Here is a 25,509-nt window from a genome sequence, read left to right on the forward strand (position 1 = left end):
CCCATCCCGGCGACGCGGACGCGCTGCGGCTCCGGCTTCCTGACACCGGAGGACAGGTGAACGCTCAGAGGATTTCCCCGACGTGCCGGCGGATGTTCGTGCTGATGCGCTCGGTGGGCAGGTCATTGGCATCCGTGCCAAACGGGTTCTCGATTTCCTCCGCGATGAGCTCCATGGAGGCGAGGACGTAGAACGTGAAGGCCACCGCCGGGACGACGAAGTAGCCCAGGCTGAAGGCCAGGCCGAACGGCAGCGTCATCACATAGAAGAAGATGAACTTCTTCAGGAACACCGTGTACGAGAACGGAACCGGCGTGTTGAGGATGCGCTCACACGCCCCGCAGATGTCCGTGAACGACTGGAGCTCGGCGTTCACCGACAGCAGCTGCTCCCCCGTCAGCACGCCCTGCTTCTGCAGCGCGTACGTCTTCCGCATCAGCAAGGACGCCAGCTGGTTGGGCACGTGCTTCGCCGGGTCCAGGTGATAGAGCTCGAAGCCGCCCCCGGCCACGAGCTCCTCCGGGCGGTGTTTCCCCTGGAGGTGATTCTTCAGGGCGAAGGCGTAGTTGGGAATCAGCACCCGGAACAGCCGCCGGCTCTCCTCGTCCGTCTCGGGCAGGAGGGCATTCATCCTCAGGGCGAGGTTCCGGCTGTTATTCACCAGCGAGCCCCACAGCTTCCGTCCCTCCCACCACCGGTCGTAGGCGCTGTTGGAGCGGAAGGCGAGGAGCAGGGAGAGGACGAACCCCAGCAGGCTGTGCAGCATGGAGATGTTCTTCACGCGGCTGTCGTCCGGCAGCTTCCAGACCGCGGCCTCCAGCCACGCCACCAGCAGCGAATACACGCTGATGGCGACAATCATCGGAAACAGCTTCCGGACGGTGTCCGCCTGATGGAACCGGAAGATGAAGGTGAACCAGTCCTTGGGGTTGTAATCAATCATGGCTGTGCGGGTCCCTCGTATAGCAAGGACCCGCGAGCCCGGGTGACGTTGCGTGCCCGAGACTTCCAGCACGCAACGTCATCCCCCTACCCCGCCCTCAGTTGCCGCCCCGGCAGATGCCGGAGCACGTGACTTCCACCTGGCCGCCCGGCCTCAGGAAGCGGTCCACCTGCTCGCGGCCCTCGTCGTCCCGGCGCACGCCCTCGTGCACGGCGTTGTCCGCCGCCGGCAGGTTCGCCTCCGTCCCCGGCAGCGGCGCGGGCAGCCCGAAGTCGAACTGCACCAGCGCGGAGCCATCAATCGCCCCCTCCTGCGCGGCGAGCTGTGGCACCCGCCACGTCGCCGGGAGCTGCTGCGTCAGCCCCATGGCCCGCGCGTGCAGCTCCGTGGCCACGTTGGGCACCGACGCATCTCCCAGGCCGTACTGCGCCAGCACGCGGCGCGACGCTGGCGCTCCCGGGTACAGGTCCGTCAGCACGTGCGGCGCGTACGTCATCGGGTCGATGCGGTCGAAGCCCGTCTGCGTCAGCGCCGCGAACTTCTGCTGGTCCAGCGCGTCCGGCACCGTCTGGGCGATGGTGTTGAGGAAGGGGCTGAAGGGCCGCGCCCGGAACATCATCAGCGAGAAGTCCGCCCCGCCCACGCTGAACACCGCCCGCGAGACGTGCGGCGAGAGCGCCACGTAGGTGCCTCCCAGGATGTGCCCCTGGCTGATGCCGTAGAAGTACGTCTGCTCCGGGTCATAGACGAGCACGCCCTTGTCCTGCAGCTCCGCCACCTCCTCGAGCGTGGTGCGCGCCGCGTAGGTGACGGCGAGCTGGTTCGCCATGCCCTGGTGCACGCGGTCGGTGAAGCGCAGCGTCTGGGTGGGGTTGCTGCCCATCGCCTGCAGCACGCCCGGGGCGTCCACGTTGGACATGCCCCACCAGTCCACCGTCATCACCACCGACCGGGTCGCCTGGATGAAGGGCCGCACGAACGAGCCATCCGCCTCGGACTGGCTCCCGAAGAAGCCGTGTCCGTACTGGATGAAGCGCACCGGCGCCACGCCCTGTCCCCAGACGCTCCGGGGAATCTGCAGCGTGAAGGGCACCTCCGCCTCGCCGTTGCGCCGCACGCGGCCCTGCGTGTCCCGGGCCAGCAGCGCTCCCGGCTGGGTGCTCTCCATGAAGAGGGGGACGCGAAGCGTGCCCTTGATGCGGCGGGCGACATTCGCATCCACGTCGTCCCTCACCTCCGTCACCGTGACGGCGGGCGGGGTGGCCTCCAGCGCCTCCATGGCCAGGCGCCGCACGTCGAGCATGTCGCGGGTGACGTTCTCCTCCGACCCGGTGGTGAAGTCCCACGCGAGCTGCAGCTCCGCGCGCGGCACCCCCGCCGCCACCAGCGCCGGGAAGATTTCGTCCTCGTACCGCGCGGCCATCGGGGCCAGGAGCGGGTCTCCCGCCGTCTGCCCGTCGCGGATGCGGCGGAAGCCTTCCGGCACCGGCACCGGGGTGCCGTCCTTCGCCTTCAGCCCGCGCAGCGCGACGATGTAGCGGGCTCCGTTGCGCAGCCGGACCAGCGGCCTCACGAACAGCGCGCGGCGGGCGTCGCTCGCAGCGCGCGGGTCCAGCTCCGCGAAGTGGAGCACGCCCTCGCCCCGCTCCGCGTCGAGCAGCACCGTGCTCCCCGTGGTCGCCGCCGTGGGGCTGGCCAGCGGCGGGAGGTCCGTGGCCTCCACGCCGCCCGGGAAGAGCGCGAGCACCTGCGTGCCGTGAGACCAGCCATCCGCCGGGTGGAGGTCCGTGAAGTCGAACGAGCCACCGTCCGTCATCTTCAGCTTCGCCGCCTCGGTGAGCCGCACGCGGTGGCCCGAGGGCAGCGTCGCGTCGTCCGAGAGGAAGTAGTCCGAGGGGAACGGCAGGAGGCAGTCGTGCTCCGCCGCAATCGGGTTGCAGCCCTGCGTCACCTCCAGCGGAGGCAGCTGCGTGCCCGCGTCGCCACCCGCGTCCGGCGTGCCCGCGTCGTCGCCCGCGTCCGGCGTGCCCGAGTCCTCCCCGGACGTGCCCGCGTCGTCACCCGCGTCCGGAGTGCCTCCGTCGTCGGTGCCCGAATCTCCCGCGTCCGGCACCTGGGCACCCGCGTCCTGCCGGGGCTCGACCTCCGGGTCGTCCGAGCACGCGGGCACCACCAGCAGCATCGCCACCAGCGCCAGCGCGCTGTACTTCCGCCTCTGCTCACTCATGTTGTCGCTCGCTCCTGTGTCAGCACGGCGGCGGGCGCTCCTGATGCCTCCCCCCGGACGCAGGACCTCGTGACACCCACCCGGCCCCCCGGGGCCTCGCGACGCTCCGTCCGGCTCCCTCGGGCCCCGGAGTCACTCGCGTGACACGGATGTAACCGGACGCGCTCGGAGAGGGGAAGCACCGGCACGGGGCCTCGCTCGCGACGCGTCGCGCCACGCAGTGACAGGCGCCACGCGTTCTCCCTTGAACGGGCCCAGCGGCCTCCCGGCTCCGCGCTGTCCACTGCCACGCATCACTCCGCACCTTCCCCGTGACGCGACGTCCTCCCGCGCTACGCAGGGCCCGCACCCGTGAGGAGAACGACGCATGCGACGAGCGATGTGGAGACTGCCGGGCCTGTGCCTGGCCCTGCTGCCGGCCCTGGCCCTGGCCCAATCCAGCGACGCGGGAGCCCAGGGCGCGGCCCCCGGAAGCGCCGCGTCCCCGCAGCTCAAGGACCCGAAGGCCGCGGACGTGACGCTCAACGCGCACATCTACGAGCCCCAGAAGCTCGAGCCCACCGAGGAGCGCCTCCGCTCCCTCAAGCTTCCCTCCGGCTTCCGCATCCAGAAGTTCGCCGAGGGGCTCGGCAAGCCCCGCATGATTGCAGTGGCCGATGACGGCACCGTCTACGTCACCCGCCGCGAGCCCGGCGACGTGCTGATGCTCCGCGACACCAACGGCGACGGCGTGGCGGACACGCAGAAGGTCATCGTCCAGAAGCCCCAGCTCCACGGCATCGCCCTCAAGGGGAACAAGGCCTGGTTCGTCACCGTGGAGGACGTCTTCACCGCGGACCGCAAGAAGGACGGCACCTTCGGCACGCTCCGCCGCATCATGACCGGCCTGCCCGCGGGCGGGCAGCATGCCAACCGCACCCTCGCGGTGGGCCCGGACGGCATGCTCTACGTCTCCGTGGGCAGCACCTGCAACGCGTGCAAGGAGACCACGGAGAAGAGCGCCACGCTGCTGCGCTCGAAGCCGGATGGCTCGGGCGTCCAGGTGTTCGCGCGCGGGCTGCGCAACACCATCGGCTTCGCGTGGGAGCCTCGCACCGGCAAGCTGTACGGGCTGGACCACGGCATCGACTGGCTCGGCGATGACGAGCAGAAGGAGGAGCTCAACCTCCTGGAGCAGGGCCGGGACTACGGGTGGCCGTACATCTACGAGGACGGCAAGTTCAACCCGCAGGACGACCCGCCCGAGGGCACTACCATGGAGCAGCTCGCGGCGAAGCAGCGCGCCCCGGTGCTGACGTACACCGCCCACAGCGCGCCCATGCAGCTCGCCTTCTACAAGGGGCAGCAGTTCCCCGAGGAGTACCGCCAGGACGCCTTCGCCACCATGCGCGGCTCTTGGAACCGCAAGCCGCCCAGCGGCTACGAGCTGGTCCGCATCCGCTTCCAGGACGGCAGGCCCACCGCCATCGAGCCCTTCATCACCGGGTTCCTCACGCAGCAGGACGGGAAGCACGCGCAGTTCGGCCGCCCCGTGGGCCTCGCCGTGATGCCCGACGGCGCGCTGCTCTTCAGCGACGACACCGGCGGCGTCCTCTACCGCGTCAGCCACTCGGGTGGAGGCACACCGGCGCCTCGCTAGGTGCCGCGGCCGCCCTCACCGGGGAGGCGCGGCGCGCTCGCGCAGGAAGTCGTGCACCGCCTGGCGCAACTGCGACACGCCGGGCTCCTCCACCGGGAAGTGGCCAGCGTTCTCCAGCATCACCCGCCGCTTCGGCACACGCAGGCGGTCGAAGAACGGCTGGGACACGGAGACGTGCGTCCACCGGTCCTCGGCCGGGTGGGCCATCAGCACGGGGCACACGTCGAAGGACTCCGGCGGCACCCCGGGCTCGGACTCGAGGAACGTGCGCAGGAACCGCCCGGGCATCCACGTGCCTCCCGCCAGCGGGTCCCTGGCGATGGCGCGTGACAGCTCGGCGGAGTTGGCGATGGCCATCATGTTGCCCGCCAGCCGCATGGGCACCGGCAGCGGGTCCGTGAGGAAGGGCAGCGCCGTCAGCATCGGCCCCGCGAGCCCCGCCATCCACGGCCAGCGCACCATGCGGCGGCGCACCTCCGGCTCTCTCGGCGCCAGGAAGCACGTCGTCACCAGTCCGGCGGGAAGGCGCGTGCGCGCCGTCACGTCGTACGCGAGCATGCCGCCCATGCTCGCGCCGAACATGACGAGCGGTCGCCGCGAGCGGCCGGCCTCCGCCTCCACCACGGCGGCCAGGGTGTCCCGCCAGTCCTCGTAGACGAGCGCGCGCTTGTCCTCCACCCGCGTCAGCCCATAGCCCGGCAGGTCCGGAGCCACGACTTCGTACCCGAGCCCGGCGAGCATCGCCCCGAAGGGCGAGAGCAACCGTCCGTTGCCTCCACCGCCATGCACCAGCACCACCGTGGCAGGCGCATCCGCCCCGCGCCAGCAGTCCAGGTGGACGCGGAAGGCGCCCACGTCGAGCCACTCCTCCTCCGGCATGGGCGCCTGGGCTCCGCCGAGCCGGAGGGCTTGAGGCAGCAGCGCCTGGACGTGGCGCCAGCCCGTCTCATGGGTCGCATACGTCGGCAGGGGCGTGGGAGTCAGGGACATGACGACTTCCTTACGGCCCGGCCACCTCGAGGGGCAAGAACCGCGGGCCCCGGGGTAGCCTCACCCCACCATGCCGTCCGTGAAGCAACTTCGCCCGTTCGCCCTGGCAACGCTGGAGGCCTTTCTCGAAGCCTCCGGCCCGGTGGTCCTCGTCCAGCAGCCCCCCGAGCCCGTCTTCCAGCAGGTGGCCATGCGCCTGGGAGAGGCCCGCACCGTGGGCATGGCCCACCGCACCCGGCTGGTGGACCGGCTCCTCGTCATGCTGCGCGGCTTCGACGCCCTGGAGGTGCACTTCCTCCGGCCCGAGGCCGACGGCCAGTCCTTCACCGTGGGCCGCATCGAGGGCTGCACGCTGGTGGTGCCGGACCCGTCCGTGTCCAAGCACCACGCGACGCTGCGCTGGCACACGGAGGCCCATGACTGCTCCGTCCGTGACGCGGGCTCCATGAATGGCACGTGGATCAACGCCCAGGCCCTGGGGCCGGAGCAGGAGCGCATGCTCAACGACGGCGACGCGCTGTCCTTCGGCGACGCGCAGTTCCTCTACCTCCGCACGGAGACGCTGCACGCACATCTGCGCATGGCCTCCCCCGGCCGCGGCTGACGGCTGGGAAATGCGCCCCTCCTGCGTGTAGGGAAGGCCCACGGCCAGACGAGGGCCTGGCCCGCCGACTGCTGGCTGCTTCCGCCCGTTCACCGCTCCGGGGCGCCCACTCACTGCATTCGTACGGCACCGGCCGTCCCGGCCCGCTATGAGTGCTCCCTCCAACCGCAAGGGAGCGTCGTAGATGGTCAGGCTGCTGCTTCTCCTCGGGGTCAACGTGGCCGCCTGGGCCGTGCTGCGCGCGCTCTGGCCCGGTCTGCTCCGGAAGTGGCGGCTGGGCGTCTTCGTCGCGGGGGCGGTGCTGTCGCTCGTCATCCTGGCCTTCGCGGCGCTGGCGGGCCTTCGGGATGGCGGGCTGCCCGTGGACCACGCCCTCTCGCGCGTCTTCGCCATGGGCTGGTCGCTCACGGCCGTCATGGTGGTCGTCTTCGGCACTCCCGTCGCGCTCGTCCGCGCGTGGGTGGAGCGCCGGAGCGCCAGACGCGCCGCCGCCCCGAGCGCCCCCGTGCAGGGGGTGAACCTGAGCCGCCGCAGCCTCCTGACCAACGTGGGCCGCGCGGTGCCGGTGCTGGCGGCGACGACGAGCTCGGTGGGCATGGCCAGCGGCGTGTCCGGCTTCACGGTGCGCCCCGTGGAGGTGCGGCTGCCCGGCCTGCCCAAGGCGCTGGACGGCTTCCGCATCGGCCAGATTACCGACGTCCACGTGGGCACCTTCATCGACACCGAATACCTGCACGCCGCGGTGCAGGCGATGAACGACGCGCAGGTGGACCTCCAGGTGATGACGGGCGACCTCATCGACGACCTGGAGCAGCTCGACGGCACCATGGCCGCGCTGTCCGCGTGCAAGGCCCGCCACGGCATGCTGGCGGTGCTCGGCAACCACGAGCACTGGCGGGGGCTCAACGCCATCCGCCGCGCCTACGCGGACCTGGAGGCGCGCGGCGGCCCGGTGCGCCTGCTGGTGGACGCGTCGCACGGCTTCGAGCACGAGGGGCAGCGCGTGCGCGTGGTGGGCGTGGACTACCCCATGTCCGGCCGCAGCCACCGCGTGAAGGCCGAGCGCATGTTGCAGTCCGCGGAGCAGTCCTTCCGCGACGCCTCGGCGGACGAGGTGCTGCTGTGCCTCACCCACCACCCGGACTTCTTCCCGCACGCGGCGGAGCGCGGCGCGCGGCTCACGCTGGCGGGGCACACGCACGGCGGACAGGTGGCCTTCCTCGGGGTGCCGGCCTTCTGGTTCGCCTTCAAGTACATGCTCGGCCGCTACCGGCAGGGTGACCACCAGCTGTACGTGTCCGGCGGCACCGGACACTGGATGCCCTTCCGCCTGGGCGTGCCCACCGAGGTGACGATTCTCACCCTGCGAGCAGCCTGACCTCGCGGCGCGAGAAGACGCCGCACCTCGCCCCCTTCCGGGCGGCCGGCTCAGGTGGAATGAACGTTCCTTCCACTCTCCACCCTGGCGGGCGGCCGGCGCAGGAGGAATGAACGTTCCTTCCGCGCCCCCGGGCGGCCGGCTCAGGTGGAATGAACGTTTCTTCTACGTCCGCCAGCCGCCGGGGCGCGGCGGGCAGGCCCCTTCCGTGAGCCCTACCGCCGCTCGTCGCCAGGGCCGGGCTGCTGCCCGTACGTCTTGAACTTCTCGATGACGCGCTCCATCTCCGCGCCGTCGAGGAGCACGGGCTCTCCCACCTGGAGCGCGCGCCAGTACATGGCCGCGAGCGTCTCCACCTCCACCGCCAGCTTGAAGGCGCCCGCCAAATCCCTCCCCAGCGCCAGCATGCCGTGGTTGGCCAGCAGGCACGCCTTGCGCCCCTCCAGCGCGTCCAGCGCACTGCGCGCCAGCTCCGGCGTGCCGAAGGTGGCGTAGGGCGCGCAGCGCACGTCCGAGCCCCCCGCCGCCGAAATCATGTAGTGGAAGGCCGGGATGCCCCGGCGCAGGCACGCCAGCGTGGTGCAGAACATGGAGTGCGCGTGCAGCACCGCCCCCGCCTCCGGCCGCGCTGCCAGGATGTCGCGGTGGAGCTGCCACTCCGACGACGGCCGGCGCCGTCCCTCATGGCTCCCGTCGAAGCGCATGAGGACCAGGTCCTCCGGCACCAGCGCGTCGTACTCCATGCCGGTGGGAGTCAGCAGGAAGCCGCCCTCCACCCGGACGCTCAGGTTGCCGGAGGTGCCCTGGTTGAGCCCCGCCGTGTTCATCTTCCGGGCGGTGGCAATCATCGCCTCGCGCACCGCCCGGTGCTCCACGCTCACGCCGCCTTCCCCCGCCGCTCGGGGAAGAGGGACAGGAGGCCCTCCTCGGTGGCCGGGCACACGCCGCGCTCCGTGACGAGCGCCGTCACCAGCCGCGCCGGCGTCACGTCGAAGGCGTAGTTGGCCGCGGGGCTGCCGTCGGGCGTAATCCGCACCGTGGCGATTTCCCCCGAGCGCAGGCGCCCGGTGACGTCGCTCAGCTCCGTGCCCTCGCGCTGTTCAATGGGGATTTCCTTCACCCCGTCCTTCAGCGTCCAGTCGATGGTGGGCGAAGGCAGCGCCACGTAGAACGGCACGCCGTTGTCCTTCGCGGCCAGCGCCTTGAGGTACGTGCCAATCTTGTTCGCCACGTCCCCGTGCGACGTGGTGCGGTCCGTGCCGACAATGCACAGGTCCACCTCGCCGTGCTGCATGAGGTGGCCGCCCACGTTGTCGGCGATGACGGTGTGCGGGACGCCGTGCTGTCCCAACTCCCACGCCGTCAGCACCGCGCCCTGGTTGCGAGGACGCGTCTCGTCCACCCAGACGTGGATGGGCAGGCCCGCGTCGTGCGCCAGGTACATGGGCGCCAGCGCCGTGCCCCAATCCACCGTGGCCAGCCAGCCCGCGTTGCAGTGCGTGAGGACGTTGAGCCGCCCCTTGCGGCCCTTCTTGTCCCACGCCGCCTCGAAGAGCTTCAGCGCGTGCTCGCCGATGGAGCGGTTGATGGCCACGTCCTCGTCGCAGATTTCGCCCGCGCGGCGCAGGGCGGCGGCCACGCGCTGGCCCGGAGGCAGCGGGGCCAGGGCGCGGCGCATCTCATCCAGCGCCCAGTGCAGGTTGACGGCCGTGGGCCGCGTGCCGCGCAGCACCGTGAGGGCCTTCTCCAGCGCCCCGTCGGACGCGTCCGCGCGCAGGGCCAGCCACACGCCGTACGCCGCGGTGGCACCGATGAGCGGAGCGCCGCGCACCAGCATGCTGCGGATGGCGTGCGCCGCCTCGTCGAGCGTGGACAGCCGCACCGTGACGAAGGTGTGCGGCAGGCGCGTCTGGTCGATGACACCGGCGGCGGTGCCGTCGGGCTCGACCCAGATGGAGCGCATCGGCTTGCCGTGGACCTTCATTTGCGCAGCACCCGGCCGGCCACGGCGGACAGCTTCTCCAGCAGCGCCGGGTCTCGGGCTTCCGGCGAGGTGATGAGCGCATGGTCCAGCGCGTTCTGGCAGCCCTTGTTGCACGGGCCCGTGTGCGAGCCGAGCAGCGGCACCACGTTCTTCACCAGCCCGCGCGCCTTGCCGGCGTTGCCCAGGAGGTGCGCGATGACCTGGTCCACGGTGACGGCGTCATGGTCCGGGTGCCAGCAGTCGAAGTCCGTCACCATGGCCACCGTCGCGTAGCAAATCTCCGCCTCACGGGCGAGCTTGGCCTCCGGCATGTTGGTCATGCCGATGACGTCGCAGCCCCAGCTCCGGTACATGCGGCTCTCCGCGAGCGAGGAGAACTGCGGCCCCTCCATGACGAGGTACGTGCCGCCGCGCTTCACGTTGACGCCCAGGCCCTCGCACGCGGCCACCAGCGCGTCACCCAGGCGCCCGCAGACGGGCTTCGCCATGGACACGTGGGCCACCATGCCGGTGGTGAAGAAGGACTTCTCGCGCGCGAAGGTGCGGTCGATGAACTGGTCCGTCACCACGAAGGTGCCGGGGGGTAAATCCTCGCGCAGGCTGCCCACGGCGGACAGCGAGAGCAAATCGGTGACGCCGCTGCGCTTGAGCGCGTCGATGTTCGCCCGGTAGTTGATTTCGCTGGGCGACACGCGGTGGCCCCGGCCGTGGCGCGGGAGGAAGACGACGCGGACCCCTTCGAGCGTGCCGAAGCACAGCTCGTCGGAGGGCTCGCCGAAGGGCGACGACACCTTCTTCCAGGTGACGTCCTTCAGACCGTCAATCTGGTACAGGCCGCTGCCGCCGAGGATGCCGATGACGGGCGTGGTGGGGGTGGACATGGTGGGGACTCCCGGCTCGGGGGTTTAGAGGGCGGACGGGTCCAGCGTGGCGAAACCGTGAAACGTGGGGTGGCCATGCCCGGCGGGGATGACGGCTTCCCCCCGGTCCAGGCAGGCCGTGCGCAGGCCGGCCGAGCGGGCGGCATTCAATTCCGCCACGCTGTCCGACAGGAAGAGCACCTCGCCGGGAGGCAGGCCGACCTCCCCGACAATGCGCGCGTAGGAAGGGCTCTCCATCTTCGGGCCGGTGGTGGTGTCGAAGTAGCCGGAGAACAGCGGCGTCAAATCACCCCGGGCCGTGTGGCCGAAGATGAGCTTCTGCGCCGCGATGGAGCCCGACGAGTAGACGTACAGGCGAAAGCCCCGTGCATGCCAGGCGCGCAGGCCGTCCACCGCGTCGGGGTACACGTGGCCCTGCAGCTCGCCGCTCTTGTAGCCGCGCTCCCAGATGAGGCCCTGGAGCGACTTGAGGGGCGTGGCCTTCTTGTCCTCGTCAATCCACTGGCGCAGCAGCTTCACGGTGTCCGCGTCGGACAGGGCTGGCGTGCCCGCGAGCGAGCGCGCGCCGTCCAGGCACTCGCGCACCTGGGGCTCGTGCGCGTGGGCGGTGACGAAGGCCTCCAGGTTGCGCTTCGCGAAGGGGAACAGCACGTCCTTCACGAAGGAGATGGAGCTGGTGGTGCCCTCGATGTCGGTGACGATGGCGCGGACGCTGCTCATGTCTCGTAGCGGGGGAAGCTGTCGGCGATGGCGTCACCGGTGAAGTTGCCCACCCAGCCGTCCGGACGGATGAAGAAGCGGATGGCGGCGAACTCGGGGCGGGGGCCCATGTCGAACCAGTGGCGCATGCCCTCGGGCACGCTGATGAGGTCTCCGCGCGTGCAGACAATCTGGTACACGCGGCCCTGCGTGCGCAGGTAGAAGCAGCCGCTGCCCTCCACCATGATGCGGGACTCGTCCTCGGTGTGGGTGTGCTCGGAGAGGAACTTCTGGCGGGCCTGCGCGGCGTTGGGGGCGTCCGGCTTGATTCGCGCCACGTCCACGGTGTTGTAGCCGTGCTTCGCCTTCTCCGCGTCCACCACGTGCTTGTACGCGGCGAGCACGTCGTCCTGCCCGGCGCCATCAGGCAGGGGGATGGAGGCGTCCACGCGCTCGAAGCGCACGCCGATGGCGTTGAGCTCGCGGCGGATGTCGGCGGCTTCGGTGTACGTGCCCACGGGGGACTCGGGGTGGGCGTCGGGGTAGATGGTCAGCTGGCTCATCGTCGCACCTTCATCGTTTCGAGCTCGTACTGCAGCAGGTGTTCCAGGGCCACCGTGTGGCGGCGGGCCTCCGCCATGGAGCGGCCCCAGGTGTAGAGGCCGTGGCCGGCGATGAGGTAGGCCACGCACTCCGGGCGCTTCGCCAGCGTCTCCGACGCGCGCGCGGCGAGCCGGGGCACGTCCTGGTCGTTGGGGAAGATGGGGATGGAGACCGTCGTCTCGTGGGTGCGGGTGTCGCCCAGCGCCTTGAGCAGCTCGTAGTCGCTCAGCGGCAATTCGCCCTCGGCCTTGCGCAGGTTGGACAGCAGCGCGGAGACCATGGAGTGCGTGTGCAGCACGGCCTGCACGTGCGGGCGGTCCCGGTAGAGGTGCAGGTGCAGGTGCGTCTCCGCGGAGGAGCCGGGCGGCGGCGGGGCGTGGATGTCCAGCGCCCAGATGTCGGCCTCGGTCAGCTCGCCCTTGTCCACGCCCGAGCGCGTGACGGCGGCGGTGCGGGCGTCCAGCCGGCGCGAGAAGTTGCCGCTGGTGGCGGGGACGAAGTTACGGACGCTGAGGAAGCGGCCCACCTCGACGATTTCCCGCGCGGCATCCGCCAGCGTGGTGGAGGTGGGGGTGGAAGCGACTGCCGGGGCACTCATCCGTACTCTCTTGGGGGCTCCCCGGGAGACGGGAGCGGGGGGAGGTTTCCGAGGAGCCGGAGCGTATGGGCCGGGCCCCACCCCGCGCAAGCGAGGCGCCCGGAGTAGGCGAGGCCCCGGGAACTCACGACGCGTGGATATCCTACCGGGCAGGTACACTGCCCGTGGGTGGGGAAGGCATGCACGGCCAAGACGAAACGGAAATCGGGCTCGCCGTCGACGTGGGGCTCCTGCCCCGGAGCGAAGCGGAAGGCCCTCCAGGAAGAGGCCGCAGGTTGGTCGCAGCCCCCTCGTGCCGCTCCGTGAGCGCGGCCGCATCTCCGAGGAGACGCTGGCCTCGCTCCAGAAGGTGCCCGCCCCTCCGCGCGAGGCCGACCCGGACGAGACCCACATCCTGGGGCCCGGACGCGGGGTGGCCGTTCCCATCGACACGGGGCCCGCGCCGGACGCAAGCGGCCCGGCCTTCCCCATCCCCGGGTGGGAGCGCTACCCGTACGTGCGCTTCCTCGGAAAGGGCGGCATGGGCCTGGTGTTCCTCGCCCAGGACCCGAGGCTGCGCCGACAGGTGGCCCTCAGGTTCGTGCGCGGCGACGAGCCGGAGCTCACCCGCCGCTTCATCCCCGAGGCGCGCGCCCAGGCCAGGGTGAGCCGCGAGCGCGTGAGCCGCGTCCGCGTATACGAGGTCGGCCACGTCGAGGGCCGCGTCTTCATCGCCATGCAGTACATCGCCCCTCGGAGCTATCCTCCGCGCCCATGGCCTCCGTCTGGCTCTCCGACTTCGACGTCCCCGGCCGACACGTCCGCTTCGACGTGAGCGAGGGCCGACTGGTTCCGCTCGAGGAGAAGCAGCTCGACACGCGGGACGCCTACCGCTACCCGGTCGACGGCCGGTTCGCGGTGCTTCACGGCGCGCTGTACGCCTTCTTCAGCAACGCAGGGACGAACTTCCTCGCCCTGCCTCAGCACCTCCTCGAAGTCACCGCGCACATCACCGTGGAGTACGAGTGCGGCATCGACGGGGAGGAGAGCTGGATTCGCTTCCTCGAGCGCGGCGAGCCGTTCCACGAGGTGCGCTTCGTCAGTCCCCATGGCCCGCTGGCCTGGAGCTTTCCCGACTGGGACGTGTTCAACTTCGCGTTCCACCTCCACCAGGATGTCAGCCGGGCCCACGAAAACCGCGGCACGCGGGTGTACCCATCTCGCGGTCAATCGCCACTCTGAAGTACGCAGGGAACGTGAGCCTCATGTCCAGTCCTCCCACCCGGCGCGCGGTGCTCCTCGCGCTGACCGCCAGCCTCGCGGTGCTCGCCTCGTGCAAGCCTCGCGGCGACGCACCGGCGGGGCCGCGTGCGACGCGCGTGCTCTTCATTGGCAACAGCTACACGTACTACAACAACCTGCCCCGGGTGCTGGAGGCGCTGGCCGCCTCCGCGTCCCCGCCCATCCCGCTGGAGACGCGCGCGGTGACGGAGGGGGGCGCGCGGCTGAAGACCCACTGGGACGACGAGGACGCGGTGGAGGCCCTCCGCGAGGGCGGCTGGGACTACGTCGTCCTCCAGGAGCAGAGCACGCTGGGCGGGCTGATGGTGGACGGGAGAATCGACATCAATGACCCCGAGCGCATCTTCTTCCCCTACGCGCGCAGGTTCCACGCAGAGGCGGAGAAGCGGGGCGCGCGGACCGTCCTGTCGCTCACGTGGTCCCGACGGCGGGCCCCGGCGGCCCAGGCCCTGCTGAACCACGCGTTCCTCTCGCTGGGCCGCGAGTTGAAGGCCACCGTCGTCCCCATGGGCCCCGCGTGGCTGGACGTGCGCGAGCAGCATCCCGACCTGGCCCTGTACGTCGCCGACGGCAGCCACCCCGCTCCCGCCGGCACCTACCTGGCGGCGTGCACACTGTATGCGGCGCTGTTCGGACGCACCCCGGAGGGACTGACCGCCACCGTGCGCGGAGTCCCCACGCCCGACGGGGAGCCGCGCGGAGGAGAGACCACCCTCGTGTCCCTTCCCGAGCCCACCGCGAGGCTGCTGCAGCAGGCCGCCTGGCGCAGCGTCGAAGCGCTGAAGGCCCGGGTCGACGCCATCGAGCCGCTCCCTCCCAGGACGCGTCCGTCGCTCCCACCGGCCGCGAGCATGCGCTGGGACACGCTCCCCGGCGTCTGGAAGGGCGAGCTGCGCCTCTACCCCGAGGAGGCGGGCCAGTCCCCCGCGACGATGCGGCTGGAGCTGTCACCCGACGGCGAGCGGTATGACGGCGTGCTGCGCATCACCTTCGCGGACGGACGCGCCGAGGGCCCCTTCGACGTGCGAGCGGAGCGCTCCCCGGAAGGGACGCTGCGCTTCACCGCGCCCTTCAGCGGAAACATCCCGCGCGAGGTGCGCTACGAGGCCGTGATGTCCGGCGACGGAGGGCTGGTGGGCACTGCGACGTGGGAGGACAACAGGACGCTCGACCGGATGCTCGGCTCGTGGCGGCTGTCGCGCTGAGCCGCCATGGCCACCGGTGCCTTCCGCTCGAAAGGCGCCTTCACGCCCGGCCGGGCCCCCGTCGTGCGAGCCTCCGGTGCCCCTGGCATCCGAGCGGGCCTCCGCGTCCGTGAGCGCCGGGGCGCCCGGGTGGCGGCCCCCCGGGACGGCCTCTGCCGTCTTCAGGCGGGCGCCCCACCTTGGATGGGAAAACCCCTCACTTCCGGAGAAGGCCCATGAAGGTCGAAGAGGTCATGACCGAGAACCCGGTCACCTGCATGCCGGACACGGGCATCCAGCAGGCGGCCCGCTGGATGGTCGATGGTGACTGTGGCGCCCTGCCCGTCGTCGACATCGACAACAAGCCGCTGGGCGTCATCACCGACAGGGACATCACCTGCCGCATCATCGCGCAGGGCAGGGACCCCTACGCCCTGCACGTGGACGACGCGATGACGCACTCCACCGCCACCGTCTACAGGGACACGAGCCTGGAGGACTGCCGGGACTTGATGGAGGAGAATCAGGTGCGCCGGATGGTCGTCATCGACGATGACGGCACCGTCTGCGGCATGGTGTCCCAGGCGGACCTCGCCCGGTACATGCAGGCCGAGGACACCGCCGAGCTGGTGCGTGAGGTCTCCTCGCACACGAGCACGCCGTCGATGCTGCACTGAAGACGCCGGGGCCCGGACTCGCGAGGGGCGCCTGGCCCCCGCGAGCCGGCCGGGCCGCTCACGGGCCGCCGAGGGCGAAGGCGGCCATGCGGTCCACGAGCGCCGGGCCGGAGCGCTCCAGGACATCGTTGTGCCCGGCCCCCGCCACCGTCTCCACGGTGGCCTGGGGGAAGCGCGTCCCGAGCTCGCGCCCCATCGTCACCGGGATGAGCGTGTCCTCCTCGCCGTGGATGATGAGCACCGGCAGCTTCACCGCTGACGCCTTGGACGCGGTGTCGAAGCGGTCCCTCACCAACAGCCGGGTGGGTAGGAAGGGGAAGCTCAGGCCCGCCAGGTCGGTGATGGAGGTGTAGGGCGACACGAGCATCACCCGCGAGCCGTGTCCGCGTCGCGCCATCTCCACCGCCACGCCGGTGCCGATGCTGCGTCCGCTGAGCACCGTGCGCTCCGGCGGCACGCCCTGGGCCCGCAGCCAGGCGAGCGCCGCGTCCGCGGCGGCGTAGATGCCGTCCTCGGTGGGGCTGCCGGGCGAGGCGCCGTAGCCGGGGTACTCGACGGCGAGGAAGCCCAGGCCCCACGCGTGCATCCTGGCGCCGAGCTCCTGCTGGTCCAGGAGCTGCTCGCCGTTGCCATGGAAGTGCACCACCGTCGGCGCTCCGGGAGGCGCGGGCAGGTGGTACGTGTCCACGTACAGGTCGCCGCTCAGTGGCAGGCGGCCGAACCCCTCGCTCTTCGGGAGCGCGATGGCCGCCCTGGGCGCGGGGAAGAGCATGGAGCGCTGGAGCGCGAAGGCGGCCACGCACAGCACCAGGTAGAGAATCGCGACGAGGGAGAGCAGGAGGGTGAGCATGCGGCGGAGCCGGAGCATGAAGGCCCCAGTCTGCCTCATCTTCGCGCCAGGAGGACCGGGCTACGCAAACAGCCCCAGCGGCGCGGGTGGAGTGAAGCCGGGGAAGACCTTCGCCAGGTCCACGCCAGGACGGCACGCGCGCAGCGCCTCCGCGAGCGGCGAGCGCACGTCCGTCCACGAGGGCACGTCGCGCCCGTCCTGCAGGTGCTCCGGCGCCAGCGAGCCGAAGCGGCCGTACACCTTTCCGCCCCGCACGCCTCCGCCGAGCACCAGCATGGCGCTGCCCACGCCGTGGTCCGTGCCCCGGCTGCCGTTCTCCCGCACCGTGCGGCCGAACTCCGTGAGCACCACCACCGTCACCTGCTCCAGCTTCGGCCCCAGGTCCGCCGCGAAGGCCGACAGCGCGCCCGCCAGCTCCTGGCACCGGTTGGCGAAGACGCCCGCCGCCGCGCCCTGCGCCGCGTGCGTGTCCCAGCCGCCCATCTCCGTGGCGGCGACCTCCACCCCCACGTCGCCCCGGAGCAGCCGCGCGATGTCCCGCAGTCGCTGTCCCAGCGGGCCTTTGGGGTACTCCACCGTCGAGGCCGGGGCCAGCCGGGACAGGCGCTCCTCGTCCAGCCGCGACAGCGCCTCGAAGGCGCCCTGCCCCGTGGTGCGCAGGGCTTCATCCACCGCGCCCGCGTAGAGCGCGCTGAAGCCACCGGCGGCCTCCTCGCCGCGCCGTCCTCCTCGGAGCCGGAACTCCTCCAGACGTCCCATCGCCAGCGCGCCCGAGCTTCCGAACAGCGCCCGGGGCAGCGTGGGCTGGAGTGCCACCGCTCGCAGCACGGCGCTTCCCTCCGCATCCTCCAGTGCGCGGTTGAGCCACCCGTCCGACGTGGACTTGCGCCCCGGCGTGCCGGACTCCACGAAGTCCTGCGCATCGAAGTGCGAGCGCACCGGCTCCGGCAGCCCCACCCCGTGCAGCACCGCCAACCGGCCCTCGCTCCACAACGGGAGCAGTGGAGCCAGCTTCGGGTGCAGGCCGAAGCGCTCGTCCAGCTTCAGCGCGGCGTCCGGGCCGCTGCCCGGCTGCTTCAGCGCCAGCGTGGGGCGCGCGCGGTGGTACGCCGCGTCCTCCACCGGTGGCACCAGGGACAGTCCATCCACTCCGCCGCGAAGGAAGACTGTCACCAGCGCGCGGCGCGCGGGCACGTTCGCACTGGCGGCCAGCGCACGGCCCAGGAAGCCAGGAGCGAGGACGAGACCCGCTCCCGAGAGTCCCAGGGCACGCAGCAGGTGGCGGCGGGAGAGTGAGGAGCTCATGGGTTCGTGACCTCTGGAATGCGGAGCAGCAGCCCGGCGAAGGACCGGGAGGAGCGTCTCGCCTTCATTGCTTCTGAAGCCCTGGCCAGCTGGGCAGCCGCCAGCAGAAGTCGCGCCCTCATTGTTTCTGAAGCTCTGGCCAGCGGGGCCGCCACCAGCAGAAGTCGCGCCCTCATTGCTTCTGAAGCCCTGGCCAGCGGGGCAGCCACCAGCAGAAGTCGCGCGCTCATTGCTTCTGGAACTCCGGCGAGCCGAGCAGCAGCCCGGCGATGAGGGGAACGTCCACGGGGCCCGGCTCGCCCTCGGCACTGGCAGCCTCGGCCCGCTTCGACAGCGCGGCGAGGATGGTGGCCCGCGTCTCCGCCGAGGGCGGTGCTCCCAGCAGTGCGTGGCCAAGCGCGTCCACCGTGTCTTCCACCGTGCGGGTGGCCGGCGTGGCCAGTGCCCCCAGCGCCACGCGAGTCCCCGGCAGCCGTCCGGAGACCAGCTCCAGGCTGAAGTTGAGCCGGGCCACCAGCGCGCCGCTGTTCACCCAGGGCGCCGAGACTTCCGGGAAGCCCGTGGGCGCGGGCGCGCGGTAGAGCGGCTCGCCCATCCGTGCCAGGGACTGCACGAGCCTCGGCCGCACCGTCACCTCCGCCCCCGTGGCCCGCAGCGCCGACACCACGAACTCGAAGGGCGTCTTCACCTTGGCCCCTCGTGCCTCGGACGCCCAGAACTCCGACGACTGGAAGAGCGCGCGGTACACCGTGCGCAGGTCTCCATCCGAATCGAGGAACGCCTTCGCTACCCGCTCCACCAGCGCGGGCGGCGGCGTGTCGGAGACGAACCGTCGCGCCAACTTCGTCGCGAGGTGCCGCGCGGTGGCGGGGTGCCGAGCGAGCAGATCCAACACCCGCTCGCCGTCCTCCAGCCTTCCTCCCGCCGCGATGCGCTGCCCGAGCACGTGCTTCTCGTCCGGGTCATGCGCCCTGCGGCGGAAGATGAACTCGGGCTCACTGCGCGGCCGGCGGATGCTCCAGCCGGTGAAGCAGCGCGCCACCTCGCGGACGTCCTGCTGCGTGTAGCCGCCATCCACGCCCAGCGTGTGCAGCTCGAGCAGCTCGCGCGCGTAGTTCTCGTTGAGGCCGGGCCGGGGCGCCTCCTCATCCGGCTCATCGTCCCCGGACATGCCCGCGTCCTCCATCGCGGGCTGCGCGTCCCGGCGCATGAGCCTCGGCATGCCGTCGCGGGTGCTCCGCCAGTTGTCCAGGTAGAAGAGCATCGCCGGGTGGCGGGCCGTTGCTCCGAGCAGCTCCCTGAAGCGGCCGAAGACGTGCGGGCGGATGGCGTCGCGCTCATAGGACGTCACCATCCACCGCGTCGCGCCCTTCTCCGCCGACACGTTGAAGTGGTTGAACCAGAAATCCACCAGCACCTCTTCGAGCTGGGCTGGGCTCTCCACCGCGCGCAGCACCTTGGCCGCGGACAGGTCGTGGATGATGAGCGCGGGACGCTGCAGCTCGCGCCCGTCCAGCAGCGCCTGCTCCCGCTGCTTCTTCGCCGGGAAGTCTCGCGCGAGGTCGGCCATCGACATCGTCAGCGTGGGGAGCGCCTGGAGCTTCGCCTCCAGCTCCGGCGGTGGCTTCCCGTCCGAGCGGGTGAGCTGCGCCTCCACCCAGCCCTCCACGCCCAACCGCCGCACCTCACCCAGGTCCCTGGCGGAAGGTCCGAAGGCCAGGCGGCGGAGGACATGTACCGCACGCGCCTCGTCGAACGGCGGCGCGGAGGGAGGCGTGACTGGCAGGTGGGAACTGCTCGCACACGAGAGCAGGACGGCCACCACGGACCAGAGGGGCAGAAGACGCATGGCAGAGGGTTCAACCCGGGAGGCGGTCGGAAGTTACGTCGCGCCTTCCGAAAGACCACGCCCATTGCACCCCGTCCAGGCCCCTGCAGCCGAGGCGCCTGCCGTGGCCCGCCCGCTGGTGGAGGAAGGGTTCGCCTCGGCTGGCCCATCGCCATCCAGGCTGCGCGCTGGTGCTCGGGCTTCCGTGAACTCGGATGCCGGGTCCGACGGTTGCTGGCGATTCCCACGGCACGAAGCTGGGGTCTGCGGACGCGTTGGCGGCACCGAGGGCTCGGACCGGGTGCGCCCGGAAGAGGCGTGCTGCCCTCGAGGTGGACGGAGGAACACTCCACCGCCGTCCGTGGCTCTAGAGGTGCGACGCCACGCGCAGTACCGCTCCCACCAAGTCCGTTGGAGTCGTCTACTGGCGCCTGCGGCTCTTGCGGCTCGACACCAGAAGAGATGCCGCCATCACCTGGCTCGTCCTCCGTCGTCGGTGACGCTGGCTGAGCGGCACCCGGAGGAGTGCCACCCCTGCGGGGACCGCCGGAGTCTTCGGCCTTCGCCAGGGCGCGCCAGAGCGCTTCGGCCGACTCGAGGACGTCCTCCCGGGACACCTCCTCGTTCCTCTCCGCCATCGCGCGCACCCACTCGGCCAGCGTGCCCCACACCAGGGCTTCGCCCACCCTGGCACAGCCTGGCACCAGCGCCCCGTCCTGCTCTCCCTTGAGGAGCACTTCGCGCACCAGGGCCCGCGCCGCACTGCCGGGCGCAGGCTGCCCGGCGACGTCCGGGTGCCGGTGCAGGAAGGCGAAGACGAAAGGGCCGGGCAACCCCAGCGCCCAGTGCGTCAGCGAATTCCAGAAGGTGAAGAAGGCCTCGCGGAAGGTGACGCCGTCCGCCCCGTGCTTGCAGAAGAAGGCCCAGTCCACCTCCTGGCAGAAGGTGTTCTCGTGGAAGGTCCGCACCGTATGGGCGAAGTGCTGCTTGCTGCCGTAGCGCCGGTACAAACTGCCCACCGACATCCCCACGGCCCGGGCCAGTTCCTCGGCCTTCACGTGCTCGTAGCCATGCCGGCCCAGCACCTCCGCCGAGCTCTGCATCATCCCCGACAGGTAATGCTCCGCGAACCCCATCCCCTACCCCCTCCTGCCCCCTTCCGGGCGGGCTGTTCCGTGGAAGGAATGTTCCTTCCACCATTCCCTTCTACCGGAGGGGGCTGACATGACGGGTAGGGAGCACCTGCCATCCCTGCGGGTAGGCCCCCATGGCTGGGCCCTACCTCTCACGCTTCGCAACTGTGGCTGGGACCTCGGCCGCCGATGCTCGGGCCCGCGCGCCCCGCTTCGCCATGCGCCCAGGACTGAATCGTTCCGCGCCTGCACGCCTCGCGAGGGCGGTCCGTGGCGCGGTGTCCCTTGGCTGGACGGGGACACCTTCGTGGGCTTGAGCGCTCGCACTGATGCTGCTCACCCCGATTGCATGGCCTTCGCGGGCCCTGTCCCCTCGACGAGCGCAAGTACACATCAGCGGAAGTGGAGGGTTCCTTCCTCCGAGCTCTCGCGCAGGCGCGCTCCTATCCTGCAGCCCCCATTCGCGTCTCGAATCAGCGTCCTTCCGCGAGGAAGCCGAGGAGCAACTTGTGGAAGACCTCCGGCGCCTCCAGGTGCGGCGAGTGCCCGACGCCCGGCAATACCTCCTCGCGCGCGTGGCCGCCCCGGCTCCGGTACTCGTCGAGCATGGCCCGCATCTGCTTCACCATCGGCTGCGGCGGGTGCACCGTGGCGCCCGGCCAGCCCGGCACCACACCGAGCTGCCCCAGGAAGCCGAAGTCGAACAGCGACGTGTCCGAGACAATCTGGTCATCCGCGCCGCGCACCCACAGCACCGGAGGACGCGTCGGGATGGACGGGAAGCCGCGCACGTCGAAGTGCCTGCCGGAGATGGCGTTGTTCATGCCTCGCGTTCCCGGGGCCACGCCCGGCCAGTTCGGGGACGGCACACGGTCGCCCGGGTAGAAGTCATCGCCCACGGCCATCTTCAGCATCTCGGCAACGAGGGCGTCCTCGCGCGAGCGCTCCAGCCGGAAGGGCGGCTTGAAGTAGTACCGGTTCATCACCGTACGCGGCGAGGCGTCGTTCTCGTCCGTCGAGTCCTTCGCGACGAGGCGCCGGATGAACTCCGGGTTCACCGTGCCGCCGCCCGAGCCCGCGAAGTCCGGCCAGCACGGAGTTACCGACGCGTCGCCCTTCATACCGCCGTATCCCGCCGGAGAGATGGGCGCGAGCAGCACCAGCGAGGCCACCCGCTCCGGATGGTCCAGGGCGAAGCGCATCACCACACCCGCGCCCGCCGACCAGCCCACCAGGTGCACCTTCCTGCCCTCGGGCACCACGTCCGGCAGTGCCAGCAGTGCGTGCAGGTCATCGGCGAAGTCGCCCATGCCGCGCGTCGCGTCGATGGGCGCGCGCTCCGTCTCACCGAAGCCCCGCAGGTCCGGCGCGAGACACCGGAAGGACGAGGGCATCGCCGCGAGCGTGTCCTCATAGAAACGACAGGAGGACACGTTGCCGTGGATGAAGACCACCGGCACCCCGCCCGGTGCGCCGCTCGCCAGCAGGTGCTGCTCCCGGAGGCGGGACGTGGGGACCTTCAGGGACTCGATTCGAGGCTGTGCGTTCGGGGTTGTCATCCGGTGACTCCAGGCAGATGAGCGCAAGAATCGACCAGCACCCGCGCGAGCGAAAGCCCCCACCGCTCAGCCCCGCCTCCTTCCAGCCCGAGGAGGATGCACACCCCGTCATCCTGGCTCCCGAGATGACGCAGCCGCCTCCCTCAACCTCCGTCCTCTTCCAGCTCGCGGATGATGGACACCAGGTCGTCCTGCTCTCCCAGACTGACGCGGTCGCCGCCCTCAACTTCCGTCCTCTTCCAGCTCGCGGATGATGCGCCCCCCCTCGTCCTGGCTCCCGTGATGACGCGGCCGCATCCCTCAACCTCCGTCCTCTTCCAGCTCGCGGATGATGGACACCAGGTCGTCCTGCTCTCCCGGGATGACGAAGACGCCTTCTTCCGCGGCACGGGACTCCGTGGCCTTCGATGGGGCCACACTCCGCCGCGTCCTCGCGGGCAGCCGCGTGACGGCGACGGGCCGAAGCCGGGCGGAGGGAAGGAGCGTCTCTTGCGCGGACGCGGGCTCGGGCTCGGGTGCGGCCACGGGAGCCTCCTCGGAAACAGTGGAGGGCTGGCTCCAGTCCGTCTTGCGCGCCAGCCACTCCGCGTAGCGCGGGAAGGACCAGCAGCCATCTGCGGCGCCAGTCTCGATGGCCGAGGGAATCTTGTAGAAGTGCCCCTGTCTCACGATGCTCTTCACCGGCGTGCTGCCCATGAGCACCTCGCACTCGGGCACGCGCAGGCCCACCTCGGGCCGGTAGCGCAGCCGCTGGCACACCACGCCCACGAGGCAGTCCGCCAGCTGCGCGCACACCGCCGCCTGCATCTCCGAGGGGAACGCCGACACCACCCGAGAGAGCGCCTCGCCCGCGCTCGCCGAGTGCACCGTGGCCAGCACCAGGTGCCCCGTCTCCGCCGCGTTCAGCGTCAGACGCATCACCTCCGGCTCGCGCATCTCCCCCACCATCAGCACGTCCGGGTCCTCCCGCATCGCGTCGATGAGCGCCTGCTCGAAGGACGGCGTGTCCCTCCCCACCTCGCGCTGGCGGATGAAGGACAGCCGGGGCACCAGCGCGTATTCGATGGGGCTCTCCACGGTGATGATGTGGCGCGACTCGCCCAGGTTCAGCTCCTGGAGCAGCGCCGCCAGCGTGGACGTCTTGCCCGAGCCCGTGGGCCCGCTCACCAGCACCAGCCCATGCGTGGGCTCCACGAGCCGGCGCAGGTCCGGGTGCAGATTCAAGCGCTTCAGCGTCGCCTGGGACGTGGACAACAGCCGGATGGCGAAGCCCACCCCCCGCGCGCTGCGCAGCACGTTGATGCGGATGCGCTGCCCCTCCATCGTGCGCGACACGTCGTACGAGCAGCGCTCCAGGAACTCGGGCCAGCCGTCCTCACCCACCACCTCACGGGCCAGGACGGTGAGGTTGGAAGCGGACAGTGGCTCGCCCACCAGTCGCAGCGCGCCTCGCACGCGCAGCGCCATGGGCATGCCGCCCTCCAGGTGGACGTCACTGGCCCCCTGCTCCCGGGCGCGACGGATGATGGCTGCGAGCTGCATGCGGGCCTCCTTGTCTGACCCGCCACGTGCGGAGCAATGCACGTGCCGACAGGCCCGCGGGCGTGCTCCGTGGGGCCACGGGACGGCCGCCCTGCCGGATTGTCGGGACGACGTCGGAAGGTCCGGGACACTTTGTCGCCCGCGGAACGCGCAGCTCGCCTGCCCGGCCGCCGCGCGCGCTCAGCCCAGCAGGGACATCAGCGTGTAGGCCATGGAGCCCAGCACGGCCAGCGTGCCGAGGGTGCTCCCGAGGATGACGGCCACCGGGTTGCGGTCCACGAAGCGCAGCACCTCGTGGAGGCCGCGCTTGAGCATGGTGCGCTGGCACTGCACCACGATGTGGCCCTCCATCAGGGACTGGAGCGCTTCAATCATCTCCTCCACCGACTGGTAGCGCTTCGCCGCGTCCTTCTGGGCGCCCTTCGACACGAACCACGACAGCTCCGCGGGCACGTGCGACTGGTGCGGGTTCGACTGCAGCGCGTCCACCACGGGCTTCACCCGCTGCACCCCGTCCAGGATGTCCGCGAGCGACTCGCGCCCCTCCAGGTAGTGCCGCAGGAAGAGCAGCTCGTGGAACAGCACGGCGAGGCTGTACACGTCGCTGCGCGCGTCCAGCGAGTCCTCGCCGCGCGCCTGCTCCGGGGACATGTAGAGCGGCGTGCCGATGACGGAGCCCACCTGCGTGCGCAGCGAGACGGCCTCCCGCGCGCTCACCGCGGGCACCGGGTGGATGCGCATCGCGACGCCCTGGCTGTCCGGCGTCGGCGTCGGCGCCGGCGTCCGCACCGGCCGGGCCAGGCCCCAGTCCATCACCGTCACCTCGCCGAAGGGCCCCACCATGATGTTCGCGGGCTTCAAGTCGCGGTGGATGATGCCCTTGCGGTGCGCATACGCGACGGCGTTGAGCACCCCGAGACAGATTTGCACCCGCGCCCGGAAGCCGAAGCGCTCGTGCGTGGCTTTGTCCCCGCGCCGCAGCTTCGCGATGATGGACTCCAGCGTGTCGCCGTGCAGGTGCTTCATCACGAAGAAGTACCGGCCGCGCTCGTCGATGCCCACGTCGTGCACCGGGACGATGTTCGGATGGTCCAACTGCCCGACGGTGCGAATCTCCTCCACGAAGCGCAGCACCCGGTCCAGGTCCGCGCCCTCCGGCAGCCGCTTGAGCGCCACCAGCCGCTCGATGTCGTGGTCCTTCAGCAGCACCACCTCGCCCATGCCGCCCTGCCCCAGCGGGCGCATCTCCTCGAAGCGCTCGCGCTGGGGTGGGACGAGGTCCGCCCGGTCTCCCTTCCACTCCACCCGCGGCAGCACCGTGTTACGGCGCGTCGTGGCGGCGGGCGCTGGCGCGGCCTCGGCCGGGGACTTCTGCGAGAGCACCGTGGCTTCCAGGGCGTAGCGAACCGTGTCCGTCATGGCTCGCCTGCATAACGAGCCCCCCACCACCGACTCAACCCTACCTGTCTTGTCAAAAAGTGGTTTCCGCCTGGAGGTGAAGGCGGGCTCCACGCTTCGTCACTTGACCCCGGCCCCGGGCTGTCATTCCTATGCGCCCCAAGCAGATGGACGGGCGCCCTCCGGCGCCGGGCCGGTCGTCCGTA

General features: G+C 71.0%; 23 protein-coding genes and 1 pseudogene. 8 read left to right on the top strand and 16 right to left on the bottom strand.

Annotated elements, in window-relative coordinates:
* Positions 1 to 64: 64 nt before the first annotated feature.
* Positions 65 to 943: a bestrophin family protein gene (locus ACX9TP_RS40845; protein WP_482976093.1), complete on the bottom strand. Its 879-nt coding sequence runs from the start codon at positions 941 to 943 to the stop codon at positions 65 to 67.
* 97 nt (positions 944 to 1,040) lie between these two features.
* Entirely contained in the window at positions 1,041 to 3,170 is a 2,130-nt protein-coding gene (locus ACX9TP_RS40850; protein WP_482976094.1) for a hypothetical protein, read from the bottom strand.
* Positions 3,171 to 3,537: 367 nt separating this feature from the next.
* On the opposite strand from ACX9TP_RS40850, the gene ACX9TP_RS40855 reads away from it, so the two are divergent.
* Entirely contained in the window at positions 3,538 to 4,809 is a 1,272-nt protein-coding gene (locus ACX9TP_RS40855; RefSeq protein ID WP_482976095.1) for a PQQ-dependent sugar dehydrogenase, read from the top strand.
* A 15-nt stretch (positions 4,810 to 4,824) separates the two neighbouring features.
* On the opposite strand, the gene ACX9TP_RS40860 is transcribed toward ACX9TP_RS40855, so the two are convergent.
* The gene (locus tag ACX9TP_RS40860; protein ID WP_482976096.1) at positions 4,825 to 5,799 is read right to left on the bottom strand and encodes an alpha/beta hydrolase; all 975 of its coding nucleotides are present in this window, start codon (positions 5,797 to 5,799) and stop codon (positions 4,825 to 4,827) included.
* Positions 5,800 to 5,869: 70 nt separating this feature from the next.
* On the opposite strand from ACX9TP_RS40860, the gene ACX9TP_RS40865 reads away from it, so the two are divergent.
* Both ACX9TP_RS40865 and ACX9TP_RS40870 read left to right on the top strand, forming a co-directional pair.
* Positions 5,870 to 6,403 (top strand): FHA domain-containing protein, encoded by a 534-nt coding sequence (locus tag ACX9TP_RS40865; RefSeq protein WP_482976097.1) that lies wholly within the window; start codon positions 5,870 to 5,872, stop codon positions 6,401 to 6,403.
* Positions 6,404 to 6,587: 184 nt separating this feature from the next.
* On the top strand, positions 6,588 to 7,781 hold the full coding sequence (locus ACX9TP_RS40870) for a metallophosphoesterase (RefSeq protein ID WP_482976098.1): 1,194 nt from the start codon (positions 6,588 to 6,590) through the stop codon (positions 7,779 to 7,781).
* 215 nt (positions 7,782 to 7,996) lie between these two features.
* Here the strand turns inward: ACX9TP_RS40870 and ACX9TP_RS40875 are convergent, their stop codons facing one another.
* Genes ACX9TP_RS40875 through ACX9TP_RS40900 form a run of 6 tightly spaced genes read right to left on the bottom strand, consistent with a single transcriptional unit; the run spans position 7,997 to position 12,546 of the window.
* Complete coding sequence (locus ACX9TP_RS40875) at positions 7,997 to 8,629, bottom strand: class II aldolase/adducin family protein (RefSeq protein ID WP_482982299.1); 633 nt, start codon at positions 8,627 to 8,629, stop codon at positions 7,997 to 7,999.
* 29 nt (positions 8,630 to 8,658) lie between these two features.
* Complete coding sequence (mtnA, locus tag ACX9TP_RS40880) at positions 8,659 to 9,765, bottom strand: S-methyl-5-thioribose-1-phosphate isomerase (protein ID WP_482976099.1); 1,107 nt, start codon at positions 9,763 to 9,765, stop codon at positions 8,659 to 8,661.
* Entirely contained in the window at positions 9,762 to 10,646 is an 885-nt protein-coding gene (locus ACX9TP_RS40885) for an S-methyl-5'-thioadenosine phosphorylase (RefSeq protein WP_482976100.1), read from the bottom strand. The genes mtnA and ACX9TP_RS40885 overlap by 4 nt, the downstream gene beginning before the upstream one ends.
* 24 nt (positions 10,647 to 10,670) lie before the next feature.
* Complete coding sequence (gene mtnC, locus ACX9TP_RS40890) at positions 10,671 to 11,366, bottom strand: acireductone synthase (RefSeq protein ID WP_482976101.1); 696 nt, start codon at positions 11,364 to 11,366, stop codon at positions 10,671 to 10,673.
* A complete protein-coding gene (locus ACX9TP_RS40895) occupies positions 11,363 to 11,908 on the bottom strand; it encodes a 1,2-dihydroxy-3-keto-5-methylthiopentene dioxygenase (protein WP_482976102.1) in 546 nt (181 codons plus the stop codon). Before ACX9TP_RS40895 ends, mtnC begins: the two co-directional genes overlap by 4 nt.
* Positions 11,905 to 12,546: a methylthioribulose 1-phosphate dehydratase gene (locus tag ACX9TP_RS40900; protein ID WP_482976103.1), complete on the bottom strand. Its 642-nt coding sequence runs from the start codon at positions 12,544 to 12,546 to the stop codon at positions 11,905 to 11,907. The genes ACX9TP_RS40895 and ACX9TP_RS40900 overlap by 4 nt, the downstream gene beginning before the upstream one ends.
* A 292-nt stretch (positions 12,547 to 12,838) precedes the next feature.
* Here ACX9TP_RS40900 and ACX9TP_RS40905 point away from each other — a divergent pair, with 292 nt between their 5' ends.
* The 4 genes from ACX9TP_RS40905 (at position 12,839) to ACX9TP_RS40920 (ending at position 15,688) form a co-directional block, all read left to right on the top strand.
* Complete coding sequence (locus tag ACX9TP_RS40905) at positions 12,839 to 13,360, top strand: hypothetical protein (protein ID WP_482976104.1); 522 nt, start codon at positions 12,839 to 12,841, stop codon at positions 13,358 to 13,360.
* A complete protein-coding gene (locus tag ACX9TP_RS40910; RefSeq protein WP_482976105.1) occupies positions 13,300 to 13,767 on the top strand; it encodes a hypothetical protein in 468 nt (155 codons plus the stop codon). The genes ACX9TP_RS40905 and ACX9TP_RS40910 overlap by 61 nt, the downstream gene beginning before the upstream one ends.
* 23 nt (positions 13,768 to 13,790) lie before the next feature.
* Positions 13,791 to 15,032, top strand: a complete 1,242-nt coding sequence (locus tag ACX9TP_RS40915) for an SGNH/GDSL hydrolase family protein (protein WP_482976106.1) — start codon at positions 13,791 to 13,793, stop codon at positions 15,030 to 15,032.
* Between the two features lie 215 nt (positions 15,033 to 15,247).
* Entirely contained in the window at positions 15,248 to 15,688 is a 441-nt protein-coding gene (locus tag ACX9TP_RS40920) for a CBS domain-containing protein (RefSeq protein WP_482976107.1), read from the top strand.
* Between the two features lie 58 nt (positions 15,689 to 15,746).
* Here the strand turns inward: ACX9TP_RS40920 and ACX9TP_RS40925 are convergent, their stop codons facing one another.
* From ACX9TP_RS40925 to ACX9TP_RS40945, 5 genes and pseudogenes are all read right to left on the bottom strand, one after another.
* Positions 15,747 to 16,556, bottom strand: coding sequence for an alpha/beta hydrolase (locus ACX9TP_RS40925; RefSeq protein WP_482976108.1), 810 nt, complete (start codon positions 16,554 to 16,556; stop codon positions 15,747 to 15,749).
* Positions 16,557 to 16,598: 42 nt separating this feature from the next.
* The gene (locus ACX9TP_RS40930; protein ID WP_482976109.1) at positions 16,599 to 17,843 is read right to left on the bottom strand and encodes a DUF1501 domain-containing protein; all 1,245 of its coding nucleotides are present in this window, start codon (positions 17,841 to 17,843) and stop codon (positions 16,599 to 16,601) included.
* Positions 17,844 to 18,069: 226 nt separating this feature from the next.
* Positions 18,070 to 19,692 (bottom strand): DUF1800 domain-containing protein, encoded by a 1,623-nt coding sequence (locus ACX9TP_RS40935; protein ID WP_482976110.1) that lies wholly within the window; start codon positions 19,690 to 19,692, stop codon positions 18,070 to 18,072.
* A 1,010-nt stretch (positions 19,693 to 20,702) separates the two neighbouring features.
* A pseudogene (locus ACX9TP_RS40940) lies at positions 20,703 to 20,807 on the bottom strand (hypothetical protein); the annotation flags it as partial.
* Positions 20,808 to 21,277: 470 nt separating this feature from the next.
* Positions 21,278 to 22,363 carry an alpha/beta fold hydrolase gene (locus tag ACX9TP_RS40945; protein ID WP_482976111.1) on the bottom strand — a complete coding sequence of 362 codons (1,086 nt, stop codon included), beginning with the start codon at positions 22,361 to 22,363 and terminating at the stop codon, positions 21,278 to 21,280.
* Between the two features lie 17 nt (positions 22,364 to 22,380).
* On the opposite strand from ACX9TP_RS40945, the gene ACX9TP_RS40950 reads away from it, so the two are divergent.
* Positions 22,381 to 22,617, top strand: a complete 237-nt coding sequence (locus tag ACX9TP_RS40950) for a hypothetical protein (protein ID WP_482976112.1) — start codon at positions 22,381 to 22,383, stop codon at positions 22,615 to 22,617.
* Positions 22,618 to 22,663: 46 nt separating this feature from the next.
* Here the strand turns inward: ACX9TP_RS40950 and ACX9TP_RS40955 are convergent, their stop codons facing one another.
* Both ACX9TP_RS40955 and ACX9TP_RS40960 read right to left on the bottom strand, forming a co-directional pair.
* Positions 22,664 to 23,905, bottom strand: coding sequence for a type IV pilus twitching motility protein PilT (locus tag ACX9TP_RS40955; RefSeq protein ID WP_482976113.1), 1,242 nt, complete (start codon positions 23,903 to 23,905; stop codon positions 22,664 to 22,666).
* Positions 23,906 to 24,085: 180 nt separating this feature from the next.
* Positions 24,086 to 25,324, bottom strand: a complete 1,239-nt coding sequence (locus ACX9TP_RS40960) for a serine/threonine-protein kinase (protein ID WP_482976114.1) — start codon at positions 25,322 to 25,324, stop codon at positions 24,086 to 24,088.
* Positions 25,325 to 25,509 lie beyond the last annotated feature (185 nt).

It is taken from the genome of Pyxidicoccus sp. M15, from assembly GCF_056858435.1.